The 15,724-nt window shown below is 34.8% G+C and carries 13 protein-coding genes; 7 read left to right on the top strand and 6 right to left on the bottom strand.

Annotated elements, in window-relative coordinates; all coding sequences use genetic code 11:
- Nucleotides 1-98: 98 nt before the first annotated feature.
- Nucleotides 99-851 carry a rhomboid family intramembrane serine protease gene (locus DZ60_RS0109685; RefSeq protein WP_025741883.1) on the top strand — a complete coding sequence of 251 codons (753 nt, stop codon included), beginning with the start codon at nt 99-101 and terminating at the stop codon, nt 849-851.
- A gap of 136 nt (nt 852-987) precedes the next feature.
- Here DZ60_RS0109685 and rlmB read toward each other — a convergent pair whose 3' ends face one another.
- From rlmB to DZ60_RS0109655, 6 genes are all read right to left on the bottom strand, one after another.
- On the bottom strand, nt 988-1,722 hold the full coding sequence (gene rlmB / locus DZ60_RS0109680) for a 23S rRNA (guanosine(2251)-2'-O)-methyltransferase RlmB (RefSeq protein WP_025741882.1): 735 nt from the start codon (nt 1,720-1,722) through the stop codon (nt 988-990).
- Nucleotides 1,723-1,970: 248 nt separating this feature from the next.
- The gene (locus DZ60_RS0109675; RefSeq protein WP_025741881.1) at nt 1,971-2,744 is read right to left on the bottom strand and encodes a hypothetical protein; all 774 of its coding nucleotides are present in this window, start codon (nt 2,742-2,744) and stop codon (nt 1,971-1,973) included.
- Between the two features lie 149 nt (nt 2,745-2,893).
- Nucleotides 2,894-4,258 (bottom strand): aryl-sulfate sulfotransferase, encoded by a 1,365-nt coding sequence (locus DZ60_RS0109670; protein ID WP_025741880.1) that lies wholly within the window; start codon nt 4,256-4,258, stop codon nt 2,894-2,896.
- 81 nt (nt 4,259-4,339) lie between these two features.
- Complete coding sequence (locus DZ60_RS0109665; protein ID WP_025741879.1) at nt 4,340-5,197, bottom strand: hypothetical protein; 858 nt, start codon at nt 5,195-5,197, stop codon at nt 4,340-4,342.
- A gap of 13 nt (nt 5,198-5,210) precedes the next feature.
- The gene (locus DZ60_RS0109660; RefSeq protein WP_025741878.1) at nt 5,211-6,971 is read right to left on the bottom strand and encodes a SusD/RagB family nutrient-binding outer membrane lipoprotein; all 1,761 of its coding nucleotides are present in this window, start codon (nt 6,969-6,971) and stop codon (nt 5,211-5,213) included.
- A gap of 11 nt (nt 6,972-6,982) precedes the next feature.
- Entirely contained in the window at nt 6,983-10,240 is a 3,258-nt protein-coding gene (locus DZ60_RS0109655) for a SusC/RagA family TonB-linked outer membrane protein (RefSeq protein ID WP_025741877.1), read from the bottom strand.
- 726 nt (nt 10,241-10,966) lie between these two features.
- Between DZ60_RS0109655 and rpsL the strand changes: the two genes are divergently transcribed.
- The 6 genes from rpsL to rplD all read left to right on the top strand — a co-directional run bounded on the left by rpsL (nt 10,967) and on the right by rplD (nt 15,721).
- Entirely contained in the window at nt 10,967-11,341 is a 375-nt protein-coding gene (gene rpsL / locus DZ60_RS0109650) for a 30S ribosomal protein S12 (protein ID WP_024770883.1), read from the top strand.
- Nucleotides 11,342-11,364: 23 nt separating this feature from the next.
- Nucleotides 11,365-11,841: a 30S ribosomal protein S7 gene (gene rpsG / locus DZ60_RS0109645; protein ID WP_025741876.1), complete on the top strand. Its 477-nt coding sequence runs from the start codon at nt 11,365-11,367 to the stop codon at nt 11,839-11,841.
- Nucleotides 11,842-11,853: 12 nt separating this feature from the next.
- Nucleotides 11,854-13,980 (top strand): elongation factor G, encoded by a 2,127-nt coding sequence (fusA, locus tag DZ60_RS0109640; protein WP_025741875.1) that lies wholly within the window; start codon nt 11,854-11,856, stop codon nt 13,978-13,980.
- Between the two features lie 11 nt (nt 13,981-13,991).
- Nucleotides 13,992-14,297 (top strand): 30S ribosomal protein S10, encoded by a 306-nt coding sequence (gene rpsJ, locus DZ60_RS0109635; RefSeq protein WP_010181931.1) that lies wholly within the window; start codon nt 13,992-13,994, stop codon nt 14,295-14,297.
- Nucleotides 14,298-14,474: 177 nt separating this feature from the next.
- Nucleotides 14,475-15,092 carry a 50S ribosomal protein L3 gene (gene rplC, locus DZ60_RS0109630; protein WP_025741874.1) on the top strand — a complete coding sequence of 206 codons (618 nt, stop codon included), beginning with the start codon at nt 14,475-14,477 and terminating at the stop codon, nt 15,090-15,092.
- Nucleotides 15,092-15,721, top strand: coding sequence for a 50S ribosomal protein L4 (rplD, locus tag DZ60_RS0109625; protein WP_025741873.1), 630 nt, complete (start codon nt 15,092-15,094; stop codon nt 15,719-15,721). The genes rplC and rplD overlap by 1 nt, the downstream gene beginning before the upstream one ends.
- Nucleotides 15,722-15,724: the final 3 nt, after the last annotated feature.

Genomic DNA, 15,724 nt, shown 5'->3' with positions numbered 1-15,724 from the left:
TTGTAACGCTATTTCAGGACAAGACATTGCATTAAAAGGAAAAGACTGCCATTTTAACAGGTGTTTTTTTTTGGACTTTTTTTTGATGTACAAGATGTATGCAACAAGAAAATACCCATTTTAAGTTTACCACTGGTGTTGTAGGGTATCCTATACTCTTTGTATTACTTAACTGGATTGTGTTTTGGTTTGAAATTCGTTTTGGGTTTGATTTTAACTATCTAGGTATATATCCAAGAACTTTAAAAGGGTTAAGAGGTATCTTTTGCTCTCCATTTATTCATGCAGATATTTCGCATTTATGGCATAATACATTGCCTTTATTAATTCTATCTGCGGCTTTATTCTTTTTTTATCATAAAAATGCATGGAAAGTATTAATTATGGGAGCGTTATTAACTGGTGTAGCTACATGGTTATTGGGGCGTCCTGCGAATCATATAGGAGCTAGTGGTATTATTTATATGCTTTTTGGTTTTCTTTTTTTTAAAGGGATAGTAGCAAAACATTTTCGATTAATCGCACTGTCATTGATCGTTGTTTTTATTTATGGTAGTATGGTGATGTATGTATTGCCTATTGACCCTAAAATTTCTTGGGAAGGGCATTTGTCGGGTATTTTAACAGGAGCTTTTCTAGGATTTTTTATAAAAACAGGCGTGCCAACACCAAAATTATACACATGGCAAGAAGAAGATTATAACGAAGAAGATGACGAATTTCTAAAGCATTTTGATGAGAATGGTTATTTTATTGAAAATATAACTCAAGAAGAGGGCATAGAACGGGCGCTTAATGTGGTATATGAATATAAACCTGATACAAAAAAGATTCAGGAAGAGGAGGAATAGGGTAGACGTCTTCTACGAATAAATACTGTTCCTTTTTTAATTGTATAAAAATGTTTTAACTAATATTGTTATTCTCTCGAGTAATGACAAAAAACACACTATTGTAAGTGTGAGTGATATAGTTTTAGTTAGAATGTCATAATCTTTGGCGTATTGCCTCATATAAAAATACTCCGCAGGCCACAGAAACATTTAGGGATGCAATTTCTCCTTGCATTGGTAATTTAGCTTTGACATCTACAAGTTTTAATACGGAAGAGGATATTCCTTTGCCTTCACTTCCCATTATAAATGCTGACGGAATGGTAAGGTCGGTTTTATAAATTGTATCTGTCGCTTTTTCGGTTGCAGCGATTACTTGAATCCCTGATCCCTGTAAATAAAACATAGCATCTTTGATATGATCAACTTTGCAAATAGGAATGTTAAATACTGCTCCGGCAGAAGTCTTGATAGTATCTGCATTTACAGGAGCACCTCCTTTTTTTTGTACAATAATACCATGAACTCCTGTACATTCGGCGGTTCTGATAATAGCCCCAAAATTACGAACATCAGAGAGCTGGTCTAAGATCAAAAATAGTGGTGTTTCTCCTGATTCGGTAACCTTTATAACGAGGTTCTCTAGCTCATAGAAATCAATTGGTGATATATGAGCTACGGCACCCTGATGATTCATTTTGGTGAGTCTGTTAAGTTTCTCAACAGGCACATATACCATAGTGATACCATTCTTTTTGACCAATCTCATGAGTTCTTTAGACAGGTCACCTTGTAGCCCTTTTTGGATATATAGCTTATCAATTGCCTTTCCCGAAGTAATAGCTTCTATAATAGCCCTTATACCAAAAATTTGTAGTTCATTTTTCATAGACTGCGAAGATAAGTATAAAAACACATCCTAATCAAGGTTGATTAGGATGTGTTTAGTAGGTTTTAGGAAAAAGATATATAACTTAAATTTTTTTTGATTCTAGTTTTTAGGATCTAAATACGTTTTTCTAGTTATTACCACAAAGGTTGCAGAGAGACTCTTTTTAAATTATTGTGTTATAACAGACTATTTCTTAATGCCTATATTAACTTGTCTCAAATTCTATTGAACTCCTACTGTCTAGATTAGATTTTAGGATCAAGAGTATTAATAAAATTAAATAGTTTTACTAGATCCTTTTCTTCTTTGGTATTGATGTTTTGCTCTTTTATAAATGAGGAGATTTCTGATTCATGCTGATCTGAAAAAGCGGAAGCTATTTTTTTTCCTTTTTTCGGAAGTTCTTGAGCAAGTTTGTCTTCCTTTTTTGATACAAAATATGATGTGAACTTTGCAAATTTAGCATCTGTCCTTTTTGATAATGAACTTGATTGTTCAACACCTCTGTCCCTAAAAATAACTTTAATTTTTTTGTAAAGAACATATTCCTGTAATGGATCAGATAAACATATTAGATATCCCTCCTCAGCCATTTTATTTTCTGGTTTATAGGAACTGAAAATAAGTTTTTGTCCGTTAAGGTCACATGCTATTAATTTACTTTTTATAAGAGCTGAATACTCTTTGTCCGTAATATTTTTTTTGATTTCTATTTCATCACTATATATATTATAACGACTTAATAATTGACCAACAGGCTTGTTATTATGATACAATATGCTTTTTTCAAAGTTTTTGTTTAAGTAAGGAGAGCCCTTAATTTCATTTAAGGAAATTCCTTCAACTTTTGAATTGTTTTTGACTCTATTATATAAAGCATCCAGTGCTAAAATACGACCTTGCTGATTCGGAGCTCCTGCAGAACCTCCTTGCGAATAACTAGGTTGAAATGCCATACATGTTATTAAAAATAGCATTATAATTGTGCTATTTTTTTTTGAGATTGTAATTGGTTTCATAATTAAAGTATTTTAATTTTTTTTGAATAAACAAGTGTGAATAATAATTTTTTAAAACAACTTAAAAATAGTGCTTAATAGAATTAATACGGATAAATAACTGTTAATTTACTGATTTTTAAATTCATGTCTTGTTTATAGCTTTTGATTTAAGGTAATGAAAACTGTAAGTCCAGAGGAATTAAGCCTGGATGATCATAATCGTAATGATATCCCCTCCAGTAGAACCCTTCATCTCCTTCAAATTTCCATATTACTTCTTTATCCTCTGTAACTTCCCAATATCCATAATCACCTTCAGCAATAAGGGTATTGTTATTAGGTAATCTTACTGCTCCCGAAACTAATGTAGAATAAAGGTCTTTATCAGTAAATTCCCAAATAATTTCAGGTTCATTATCCTGATTCGGTAGTAAGTTAAAATTTTGAGGGATTTTAAGTTCGTATACAACTGACTGTTCATTGTCAGGGATATTACCATTCATATAAACTAAAATGTTTCCTGCACCGTTTTCATTTTCGGCAAGAACATTTGGGAAATGGTTGTTGTAAAACAATCGTTCTCCAGTCGTATTTCTATAGGTTGTTGGATTTCCAAATCGATACACTAAGTCACCCCCTTTATTGTAAGTGCCTTCTTCATGGCCGGCAGCTTGTTTTGTTGTGGTACTATGATCAATAACCCATATTTCACTATAAAAGTTTACACTTATATAAACTAGATCATTTTCTGAATCGTAATCAATACCATTTGCATGCATAAAATCTCCACGATCGTCATAATGGTAATTAAGATCAATTAGTTGAGGGTTCTCATTTACATTACCAAAATTGTTTTTGGAGTCATCATGATCTTGAATGAGATGATCCCAAGAATTCCATTGCCATACAATTTCATTAGTATTTGGATTAACTTCAACGAGAGATTCGGGCATTAGGATTTCAATAGTATTATCTAGATTGTAACCAGCTAACTCAGCTTCTGCTTTGGATTTGATTTGCCAAGCTAGAATTAAGATATTGCCATTAGGTAAGAGTTCTATGTCATGATGAGATAGTTTTAGCTCATCTGAGTGTGTAAATTCCCAATCGATCGAACTATCAGGATTAATTAATTGTATTTTACCACCATATCCGCCGATATCATAGAATGCACTTTCATCTTTTAATGAGGCCAAAAGTTGACCATTGTCGAGAAGTACCACATCATTACCTAATTTTAAAGATAAATCCCACTCATGAACGATTTCTGCATCTAATTTATTCATAAGATATACCCTTGCATTATTAACATCATTGACTAGTATAAATCCATTATTAATTTTGGAGGAATTCAGAGTAACTATTTTACCTGTTTCTCCTAGTATAGGATTATCTTCAGAAATCTCTGGGATTGGAGTTGCCATATCGTCATCTCCTTCAATTTCTACAGAAGAGTTATCATCATTTTTGCAGGAAAATAGGAAGATAATTAGAAATACAATAATCAAGATTTTTTCAAAAAATAGTATCATAATTATGTTATTTATAATTTATAAAAAAAGCGCTATCCCATAAGAGAATAGCGCTTTTTCTTAAATTTCTATGTAAGTATATTAATTCTTTTGTGCTATGATCTGGAAATTACCAAAACTTCCTAAATCTACAGTGTATTGAAGATTCAATATCATTGTACCTGTACACGAAAAGAAAAAGCTAGTAGTCAAGTTCGTATTAATACGACCTCCTGCATAACCTAAGAAATCATCCTTAACATCTTGTCTTTCCACAGTAGCGATTCCAAGTGCAGTATCCATTACAATAGTGAAACTTTTCTCAGCATCATATAATCCCGTAACAACAACAGTGTCATCGGTTGGACCAGCACTAACTTCGAATGTACTGCTTACGGTTGCAAATGGGAATGTTTCACTAGTAGCAGAATAGCTTCCAATAGCTTCTGATACACTAAAAGGACAGATAACAAAAGTTACATGATTAAAACCTTGAAATTGTCCTGGTCCAGTTGCATCTCCATTTAAATCTTCGAAAGTACCGATTAAACCGTTTTCTGCCGTGGCAGTTGAAATAAAGTCAAATTGATCACCCGGTGCAATATCATCAACACCCAATGCACTTTCTAAGTCAGCTACTGTAATTTGAAAATCTGCTGGAAATGTGCTAACCTTTTGAACAGAAACAGTGTCAGAAACAACACCATTAGAGGTTCTAGCAACTCTTAGATCATATTCAGTAATATTATTCGCAGGTGCATCAATAGTAAAATTATAACTTGATGATGGGTCAGAGAAATCAATTACTAAATTATCAGGATCTTGAGCAATTGTAACAAATGCTCCGCTGTTGTTTGGGTCACTATCAACGAATAGAGGATCTTTTTCTTCATCCTCACAACCAATTATTGCAACGGCAACAAGGAATATGGACAATAGTTTTATATATATATTTTTCATATCAATTTATGTTTTAATCAATAAAGTTACTAGCATTCGTATCCCAGAATACTTGAGTAGAAATAGGTTTAGAACTTACGTTACTATTTCTGTTTACTAGAGCATCTGGATAAGGGAATGTTCTAATATAGATTCCAGGAGATGCCAATAAAGTTGGCTGTAAATCGGGTTTCCCTGTTCTTCTGTAGGTATTATAAGCTTCTATACCATTACCAAATAATGCAAGAAAGTATTGCTCAACAATAATTTCTAATTTTCCATCGTCATCAGCAGCATCATACTTAGCAAGAATAGCAGCAATATAGTTAGTTATATCTGTTGAGCTTGGTACAAAAGTTCTTGGGATGATTTCTTCATCTTCAGCAGTATCAGGATCATCTTCTACAACTGCAGAATCAAGATCTAATTGCTCCCCAAAAGCCGTTACTTTACTAATTGATTTAGTAATACCTTGCTCAAGATATGTTCTTGGGTCTCCAGTTACACTATGCGTTAAAGCGGTTTCTGCCAACATAAAATCAACATAAGAAGATAACATCATCATAGAGCTACCAGCTCCTTCTAGACCAATATTTCTATCGTTAATACCAATAAAGGCGTCTGCATCAAATTCACCACCTATAGGGTATACTCCAAATAAACAAACATCTCCATCATCTGGTGGGATACCATCATTATCTCCATGATCTCTACCCCAATAACCATCTCCAAAAGTACTTGTAACCTGACAGAAAGGATCGTCATCTGAGTAATGTGATGGCTTGCTTTCCTGAGTACATGGTTGTGTCTGACTATCAGCAGCACTGAAATCATCACTTTGTCTGTATAAATAATATCTTCTACGAGGGTCGTCAATTTCAGTATCTGATGCGTCTAATTGATTTACAACAAGATCCATGTACCAGTTTGACATATACTCAGTTTTACCATTATCAAAGTTGTCACTGAATAATGGATGTCTACTATCTGGGTTTACATCTACGGTTGAATAGTTAAATTGGAAGTCTTCATCAGCGGTTCGGATATAATTACCAGAGTTTACTATAGCATTTATTTTGCTAGATGCACTCGCGTCAACTAATTTGGTCTGTACATACATTTTTAATTTTAATGTATTCGCCAACTTAACCCATTTAGTTTCATCACCGTTATAAAAGAAATCATTAGCTACATCAGCAGCTTGTTCTTTCCCAAAGTTAGCAATAGCTTCATCTAGTAGTGCCTCAATATCTGCATAGATATCTTCACCTGGGTCAGCTTTAGGTGCTAGGTTCTCAGCACCTAAGAATGCTTCAGAATAAGGGAAATCACCAAAATAATCAACCATCGTCATCATGATATAGGATTCAATTACTTGAGCCATACCAAGGTGTGTGTATAATCCTTTCTCTTCTGCTAGAGGAGATAAGGTTTTTATATCAATCATTGTTTTTGAGTACGCATCTCTGTAGATACCATTCATGCTGAAAGGAGTGTATGCATTTTGATAAGTGTTACCCGCTATCATAGCAATCATTCTCGTAACTTCCATACCTACCTCACTTGCTCCATCGAAATTATCACTATTATCTCCGTCAAAAAAGGCAGCAACTCCTAGCTGAATGTTGTTTATAAATAGATCTTCTGAGGCCTGCTCGGGACTCAATGAACTTGGATCATTCAAGAGTTCAAGTTCCGTACTTTCACAAGAATTCGTTACCGTCATTATGGCTGTAAGCATTAATGACATCGCAACGTATCTTAATATGTTTGTTGTTATATTATATTTTTTCATAGTTCCTTTAATTAAAATGTTGCTTGAACGCTTAATCCATATCTTCTTATACTTGGTCCTGTTATAAAGTCAATACCAAGTCCGTTACCAACACCTGTACTTAATGAATTCGTATCAAATCGAACATCATCAGGGAAGTTAAATGCTTTATACCATACATTAAATCCAGAAGCTTTTAACGTAAGACTACCAAACGGCGTTTTATTTAAAAATTTAGCAGGCATTCTGTATGATAAGCTTACCTCATTAAGCCTAAGTGTAGTACCATCGTAAATTCTAAATTCATTAGCTGATCCAATACCATAATTATCAAAACCTAAGTTAGTTGCAGTTATTTGTGTAGTATTCGGTATTGTACCTGTAACATTACCATTGTCATCAAAAACTTGTTGAACTCCTGGTAATACATATAACGCTTCACGATCTAAAGGATCATCTAAGTCTACAACCCCACGGCCGATCAAAGAGGCAGTAGTAGTAGAGTAGATATCTCCTCCATAACGATATTGCCAATCCATATATAAAGAGAATCCTTTATAGCTGAATGTTGAGTTTAAGTTTGTTGTCCAATCTGCATTAGGATCACCAATTTCTGTAATATCTTCATTAATGATATAGTTACCATCCGCATCAACTAATCTATTTCCAGTAGTTTCATCTCTTGCAACTGTGCTACCTAGGATAACACCATAAGGACGTCCTTCTACCGCGTAGTTTGCCGCTTCTCCTGTCACAGCAAAAGTTAGTAAGATCTGATCGACATTGTCATCTAGATCTGTTACTTCATTTTCATCGGCATAAAAGTTACCAGCCAAGTTCCATTTGAAACCATCAGAACTATTAGGTCTGATTATATCAATGTTATAATCAATTTCGATACCCTGTGTCTGTAGTTCCCCAATATTTACTTGTGTAACTTCATACCCAGTTGCATAATCCAAAGTCTGATCTGTTAAAAGATCGGTAGTTTTTTTAGAAAAAACACTTACATTAAAATCAAGACGATTAAAAAGTTTGGTGTCAATACCAAATTCAAATTCACTAACCAATTCTGGCTTAAGATCAGGGTTTCCTAATCGTGTATTTACATTGTTAATAGGGACTACATCATCTCCTACAAAACCTCTAGGATTTAGAGTTAAGAAACTTCGTGTTCTATAAGGAATCGGGAAGCCTGCGGAAGAACCATATCCAAAACGAAGTTTTAGATAATTAAGTGCATCACTTTCTAGATTCGTAAATGCTGTAGTTGGTATAAATGATACACTCGCTGCTGGATAAAATAAAGAGTTATTATCCAATTCTAACGTAGATGACCAATCATTTCTACCTGCAAGGTTTAAATATAAGTAGTCATCATAAGAGAATGTACTATCAAAATAAACCCCCATAGTATTTTGAGTTTCTTTGTCTCCTATAGGTAAGTTTGTGAAACTGTTAAAAGCAGATTGACTTGCAAAGTTATAATGCTCAAGGATTCCAAAAGATAGCTGATCTACACTTTCTACCCCTTCTCTGATAAAATCTTCATGTCTTGGGTTGAAACCTAAGTTCACATTCAAGTTTAGCTTTTCAGAAAGATCCTTATTTGCAGTAGCAGATAATGTGTGATCCCAAATAGTATTTGTCACAGAAGATGTACGATAGATACCTAACTGTTCTCCATCAACACCACCTCTGTTTTGACCGTAAGTATTGGCTTCTGTATACTGGTCAATACCAATTCTATACATTAAGTTGATCCAATCATTTAATTCATATGTGGTAGCAATACTACCAAACACTCTTCGTACGTTTTGTGTCGCTTTTACATTTTCAACTGTCCATCTCGGGTTTTGGATATCGTTACCAGAACGGTAGTATACACTTCGTCCGTCAGCTGCTTGATATGGTAAGCCAAATAAGTTAACACTTCGAGGGGTGTACATTAAATCTCCAAAAACAGATCCACCATCAAACCCTGTACCTGAACCGAAACTTGGTGCAACAGGAGGAGATTTAAAATCGGTAAGAGCATAATTAATAACACCATTAACAGTTAATTTATTTGATAACTTCATGTTACCTCCTAAACCAAAATTGTTTCTGGTAAGTTCGTTACCCGGAGTAACACCTTCTTCATCTAGGTGTGTATAACTTACATTAAACCTAGCTTTTTCTCCTCCACCCGAAATATTAACAGTGGTAGTAGAAGTTGTTCCTGTTTTAAAAAAGTCTTCTACACTGTCGTAAGGCTTGTACTCATAAGGAATGTCAATTTGGTCTTCAAATCCAATAACCAACGATTGATCATTAATTGCACCAAGAGGTCCATTCACCAATGTAGTCCCGTCAGATGCAATTCCGATAAAATTAGGATTTGCGCTTAGATCAGAATCAAAACCAGGTCCCCAGTTACTAAAGAAGAACCCATAATCCTGATGAAATCCTCCACCATAATTATTTTGATACTTGGGAAGTATTGCATGCGATGTAAATATTGATTGCGTAACGCTTACTTCAAATTTTTCTCTTGCACCTGCCGTAGAACCATTTTTAGTAGTTATTACAATTACACCATTACTACCAGCTTGACCATATAATGTAGTTGCACTTAAACCCTTCAAAACATTCACGCTTTCGATAGAGTTCGGATCTAAGTCTAAGAATCTACTTGATTCTGTATTGTTATCAAGGAAATTAGATTGTGTATTCGTTCCTCCATCAAAAGGAACCCCATCCACTACGAAAAGAGGTTGGTTACTACCCGTAACAGAACTATATCCACGAATAATAATGTTAGTACCAGAACCAGACAAACCGTTGGTAGATGTTATATTTACCCCCGCAGCTTTACCAGTTAAGATACGTCCTATGTCCGCTTCTCCTTTTTGCTCTATCTTGTCGTTAGCTACTGTGCTTACTGCATATCCAAGAGATTTTTTCTCTCTTCGAATACCTTGTGCAGTTACTACAACCTCTTCAAGTTGAGCAGCGTCTTCTGCTAACTGAATATTGATAGTATTGCTGTCTCCAACAACTTTTTCTTGGGTTGCAAAACCAACATATGTATATGTTAGAACTGCCCCCTTGTTTGCTTCGATAGTATATTTACCATCAAAGTCTGATTGTGTACCGTTAGAGGTACCTTTTACAACGATGTTTACTCCAGGTAATGGGAGTCCGCCATTGTCGGACACCGTACCAGAGATCGTTTTTTCTTGTGCAAACGTTATTTGCACGACAAACGCTAAGATCAGCGTTAGTACTTCACTAAACTTTGTTCTCATTTTTACGATTTATTTGAATTAGCCAACACCAAAAATCACAATAATATCTCTATTAAGCAACTTTTTGTTATAAAAATTTAGGTAATTCTTCATGTTTGTAATTAGATTCGTAAATATTTTAGAGTTTTTGAGAAATAATTATCAATTAAATTATTCATTCTTTTTTTGTGGGTTTTTAAGTAGGGGTTTCGTAAGTTTTTAATTGGTTTTTAGTGTTTTATGTATGTGCTTTCTTTTGAAAGCTTACTGTGGTTTTGCCATTGGTTATTTGTTGTTTTTTGATCTTTCTTGAGTGCTGGCTTGCTTGACTGGTCTTGGAGTTTTTGTTTAACATAAAATTGGGAAAGAAGATGGGTGCTTCATTTTTTTTGAGTTATAGTCTGTTGTCTATGGTTGGTTTGTGATTACTAGTTCAGTGTGAAGGTTAGGAGAGCTTTTTTTAATAGTCCTTAAATTATGATATAGATTTTTTTAATTGATAAGGTTAGGTTGTCTTGATGTTACGGTGAGAAGTATTATTTGATTGAAGAGATGTATTTGTTATTATTAGATTTTGATTTCATGGAGAGGAGTTCGTTTCTTCTTGTTTTTTCTTTTTTTATATTGGTTTGCGAAATTCATTTCAAAATTAATTAGTTAAGATTTGATTTCCCGAAAAATAGTTCTACATTTGCAGCCCTTTTAGAAGGATATTTTTGAATTTTTAATATTAGTGTAAAGCAAATTATGCCAACAATTTCACAATTAGTAAGAAAAGGTAGAGCCAAAATAACTAAGAAGAGTAAATCGGCTGCTTTGGATTCGTGCCCGCAACGCCGCGGTGTTTGTACGCGTGTTTATACCACTACACCAAAAAAACCAAATTCAGCTATGCGTAAGGTAGCTCGTGTTAGGTTGACAAATGGTAAAGAGGTTAATGCGTACATCGGTGGTGAAGGTCACAATCTCCAAGAGCACTCGATAGTATTAGTTAGAGGTGGAAGGGTAAAAGATTTACCAGGAGTTAGATATCATATTGTTCGTGGAGCTTTAGACACCGCTGGTGTAGAAGGTAGAACTCAAAGAAGATCTAAGTACGGTGCAAAACGCCCTAAGAAGTAATCAAAAAACTTTAAGAAGAAGACATGAGAAAAAGAAAGGCTAAAAAAAGACCAATTTTGCCAGATCCTCGTTTTAATGATCAATTAGTAACTCGTTTTGTTAATATGATGATGTGGGATGGTAAAAAGTCAACTGCTTTCAGAATTTTCTATGATGCCATTGATATCGTAGAAGAAAAAAAACAAAACGAAGAAAAGACTGCATTAGAGATATGGAAAGATGCATTATCAAATGTGATGCCGCACGTAGAGGTTAGAAGCCGTCGTGTAGGAGGAGCTACTTTCCAGATTCCTAATCCAATAAGGCCAGATCGTAAAATATCTACTGCAATGAAGTGGTTGATTCAATTTTCACGTAAAAGAAATGAGAAGTCTATGGCACAAAAGCTTGCTGCAGAAATTATTGCTGCAGAAAAGGAAGAAGGAGCTGCTGTAAAAAAGAGAGTAGATACTCATAAAATGGCTGAAGCAAATAAAGCATTCTCACACTTTAGATTTTAATCAATAACAGAAATGGCTAGAGATTTAAAATATACAAGAAATATCGGTATTGCTGCGCATATTGACGCAGGAAAAACCACTACTACAGAACGTATCCTTTATTATACAGGTGTAAGTCATAAGATTGGTGAAGTGCATGATGGTGCGGCTACAATGGATTGGATGGAGCAGGAGCAGGAAAGAGGTATTACAATAACCTCTGCTGCAACAACCTGTGAATGGAAATTCCCTACTGAAAATGGACAAGCCATAGACGGAACGAAGGGATATCATTTTAATATTATTGATACTCCTGGTCACGTTGATTTTACAGTTGAGGTAAACCGTTCTTTACGTGTTCTTGATGGATTGGTCTTCTTGTTTAGTGCTGTTGATGGTGTTGAGCCACAGTCGGAAACTAACTGGAGACTAGCGGATAATTATAAAGTGCCGCGTATCGGTTTTGTAAATAAAATGGACCGTCAAGGATCTAACTTTATGGCAGTTTGTCAGCAAGTTAAAGATATGTTGGGGTCTAATGCGGTTCCAATTGTAATGAATATTGGTGATGAGGCTGATTTTAAAGGAATTGTAGATTTAGTAAAAAACCGTGCGATAGTTTGGCATGATGAGACACAAGGGTCTACATTTGATGTTATTGATATTCCTGAAGATTTAAAAGAAGAGGCTGCAGAATTAAGAGGAAAGCTTATTGAAGAGGTTGCTGCATATGATGAGAATCTTTTAGAAAAGTTTATGGAAGATGAGGATTCTATTACTGAAGAAGAAGTGCATGCTGCGCTTCGTGCTGCAGTGATGGATATGTCTATAATACCTATGATTTGCGGTTCGGCATTTAAAAATAAAGGTGTTCAGTTTCTTTTAGATGCTGTATGTCGTTATTTGCCTTCGCCAACGGATAAAGATGGTATTGTTGGGGTTAATCCTGTGACAGAAAAAGAAGAGCTTCGTAAACCTGATGCTAAGGAGCCTTTTGCTGCTTTGGCATTTAAAATTGCTACAGATCCTTTCGTAGGACGATTAGCATTCTTTCGTGCTTATTCGGGTCGTTTAGATGCAGGTTCTTATATCTTGAACAACAGATCTGGTAAAAAGGAGCGTATTTCGCGTATTTACCAAATGCATTCAAATAAACAAAATGCAATTGATTATATAGAAGCTGGTGATATCGGTGCTGCAGTTGGGTTTAAGGATATTAAGACTGGTGATACCATGTCTGATGAGAAGAATCCTATTGTTTTAGAATCAATGGATTTTCCAGATCCAGTAATTGGTATTGCTGTTGAGCCTAAAACAAAAGCTGATGTAGATAAGTTGGGTATGTCTTTGGCTAAGTTAGCTGAAGAGGATCCTACATTTACTGTAAGGACAGATGAAGCTTCTGGTCAAACAATTATTTCTGGAATGGGTGAGCTTCACCTTGATATTATTGTAGATCGTCTTAAACGTGAGTTTAAAGTTGAGGTTAATCAAGGTCAACCTCAGGTTGAATATAAAGAAGCTATTACTCAATCAGCAGATCACAGAGAAGTATATAAAAAGCAATCTGGTGGTCGTGGTAAATTTGCAGATATTGTGTTTACTATTGAGCCTGCTGATGAAGGTCAAGTAGGACTTCAATTTGAGTCTACAATCAAGGGGGGTAATGTTCCTAAGGAATTTATACCGTCAATTGAGAAAGGATTTAAAATGGCAATGGTAAATGGGCCGTTGGCAGGATATGAAGTGGATGCTGTTAAGGTGACACTAAAAGATGGTTCTTATCATGATGTGGATTCTGATCAGTTGTCATTTGAATTGGCTGCTAAGTTAGGGTTTAAAAACTCTGCAAAAGCTGCGAAAGCGGTAATTATGGAGCCAATTATGAAATTAGAAGTTATTACTCCAGAAGAGAATATGGGTGATATAGTTGGGGATCTTAACCGTCGTAGAGGACAAGTTAGTGATATGGGTGATCGTGCAGGTGCAAAAACTGTAAAAGCAACTGTGCCACTTTCTGAAATGTTTGGATATGTTACTACATTGAGAACATTATCTTCGGGTAGAGCAACATCAACAATGGAATTTTCTCACTATGCAGAAACTCCTTCTAATATATCAGAAGAGGTTATTGCAGCAGCAAAAGGAGTTAACGCTTAATTATTACAGAAATGAGTCAAAAAATTAGAATAAAACTAAAATCTTACGATCATAATTTGGTGGATAAGTCTGCTGAAAAAATCGTAAAAACGGTAAAGAGTACGGGAGCTGTAGTAACTGGGCCAATTCCTTTACCAACACATAAAAAGATTTTCACAGTGCTACGTTCACCACACGTAAATAAAAAATCTAGAGAGCAATTTCAATTAAGTTCTTATAAGAGATTATTAGATATTTATAGTTCTTCTTCAAAAACAATTGATGCGTTAATGAAGCTAGAATTACCAAGTGGAGTAGAGGTAGAGATTAAAGTGTGATAGAACTTTAATGTAAGCAGTATCCTTACAGAAAATGTCCCAAGCTGCGTGCGAGGGAAAAACGGCAAAAAAAATACATTCAGGGTTGAAGTGTTTTTTAACCCTGTTTTTTTGTAAAGAGTTGTTTACAATATGAGTTAAAATAAATAATAAGAATAATTAATAAATAATTTAAATATGTCTGGGTTAATAGGAAAAAAAATCGGTATGACCAGCATTTTCGATGAAAATGGAAAGAATATTCCATGTACAGTTATCGAAGCTGGACCATGTGTCGTGACCCAAGTCAGAACTGAAGAAATTGATGGTTATGATGCTATTCAATTAGGTTTCGATGACAAAGCAGACAAAAATGCTACTAAAGCGGCTTTAGGTCACTTTAAAAAAGCAGGAACTGTTGCTAAACGTAAAGTTGTCGAATTCAAAAGTTTTGAGGAGGAGTACAAATTAGGAGATACGGTAACAGTAGATCATTTTGCTGAAGGAGAATTTGTAGATGTTTCTGCAACGTCAAAAGGAAAAGGTTTTCAAGGTGTTGTAAAGAGACATAATTTTGCGGGTGTAGGTCAAGCTACTCACGGTCAACATAACAGATTGAGGGCTCCTGGTTCTATTGGTGCGGCTTCATATCCTGCAAGAGTATTCAAAGGAATGAAGATGGCCGGAAGAATGGGCGGAGATCAAGTAAAAATTCAAAACTTAAAAGTATTAAAAGTGGTTCCTGAAAAGAATTTACTTGTTGTGAAAGGATGTGTTCCTGGACATAAAAATGCTTATGTAACGATTCAGAAGTAATGAAGGTAGCGGTAATTGATATTAACGGAAAAGAAACAGGTAGAAAGGCAGACCTTTCTGATGCTGTTTTTGGTATAGAGCCAAATGATCATGCTGTGTACTTAGATGTGAAGCAGTATTTGGCAAATCAACGTCAAGGTACTCATAAGGCTAAGGAAAGAGCAGAGATTGTTGGTAGTACCAGAAAGATAAAAAAACAAAAAGGTACCGGAACTGCAAGGGCAGGTAGTATTAAATCTCCTGTTTTTAAAGGTGGAGGTAGAGTTTTTGGACCAAGACCAAGAAGTTATTCTTTTAAGTTGAATAAAAACTTAAAAAGATTGGCGCGTAAATCTGCTTTAAGTATTAAGGCAAGTGATAAGGCAATTACGGTAATAGAAGATTTTAGTTTTGACACAATTAAGACTAAGAATTTTACCGAAATTTTAAAGTCTTTAGGGCTTGAGGATAAAAAATCATTGTTTGTGTTGGCTGAGCCAAATAAAAATGTATATTTGTCGTCACGTAATTTAAAAGGATCAGAAGTTATAACTTCTTCAGAATTAAGTACTTATAAAATACTTAACGCAGGAAGTGTAGTGATTTTTGAGAGTTCTTTGAAAGGAATTGAAACGAATTTAAGTAAATAGAAG

The sequence above is a fragment of the Aquimarina pacifica genome (genome assembly GCF_000520955.1).
Taxonomy (GTDB): Bacteria; Bacteroidota; Bacteroidia; order Flavobacteriales; family Flavobacteriaceae; genus Aquimarina; species Aquimarina pacifica.
Note: the sequence above shows the minus strand (reverse complement) of the source record. Positions and strands in the feature narration are given on the sequence as shown.

Bases quoted from the DNA above. Each gene is read 5' to 3' on its own strand.
- DZ60_RS0109685 (WP_025741883.1), top strand. From the start codon at position 99: ATGCAACAAGAAAATACCCATTTTAAGTTTACCACTGGTGTTGTAGGG.
- rlmB (WP_025741882.1), bottom strand. From the start codon at position 1,722: ATGAAAAATGAACTACAAATTTTTGGTATAAGGGCTATTATAGAAGCT.
- DZ60_RS0109675 (WP_025741881.1), bottom strand. From the start codon at position 2,744: ATGAAACCAATTACAATCTCAAAAAAAAATAGCACAATTATAATGCTA.
- DZ60_RS0109670 (WP_025741880.1), bottom strand. From the start codon at position 4,258: ATGATACTATTTTTTGAAAAAATCTTGATTATTGTATTTCTAATTATC.
- DZ60_RS0109665 (WP_025741879.1), bottom strand. From the start codon at position 5,197: ATGAAAAATATATATATAAAACTATTGTCCATATTCCTTGTTGCCGTT.
- DZ60_RS0109660 (WP_025741878.1), bottom strand. From the start codon at position 6,971: ATGAAAAAATATAATATAACAACAAACATATTAAGATACGTTGCGATG.
- DZ60_RS0109655 (WP_025741877.1), bottom strand. From the start codon at position 10,240: ATGAGAACAAAGTTTAGTGAAGTACTAACGCTGATCTTAGCGTTTGTC.
- rpsL (WP_024770883.1), top strand. From the start codon at position 10,967: ATGCCAACAATTTCACAATTAGTAAGAAAAGGTAGAGCCAAAATAACT.
- rpsG (WP_025741876.1), top strand. From the start codon at position 11,365: ATGAGAAAAAGAAAGGCTAAAAAAAGACCAATTTTGCCAGATCCTCGT.
- fusA (WP_025741875.1), top strand. From the start codon at position 11,854: ATGGCTAGAGATTTAAAATATACAAGAAATATCGGTATTGCTGCGCAT.
- rpsJ (WP_010181931.1), top strand. From the start codon at position 13,992: ATGAGTCAAAAAATTAGAATAAAACTAAAATCTTACGATCATAATTTG.
- rplC (WP_025741874.1), top strand. From the start codon at position 14,475: ATGTCTGGGTTAATAGGAAAAAAAATCGGTATGACCAGCATTTTCGAT.
- rplD (WP_025741873.1), top strand. From the start codon at position 15,092: ATGAAGGTAGCGGTAATTGATATTAACGGAAAAGAAACAGGTAGAAAG.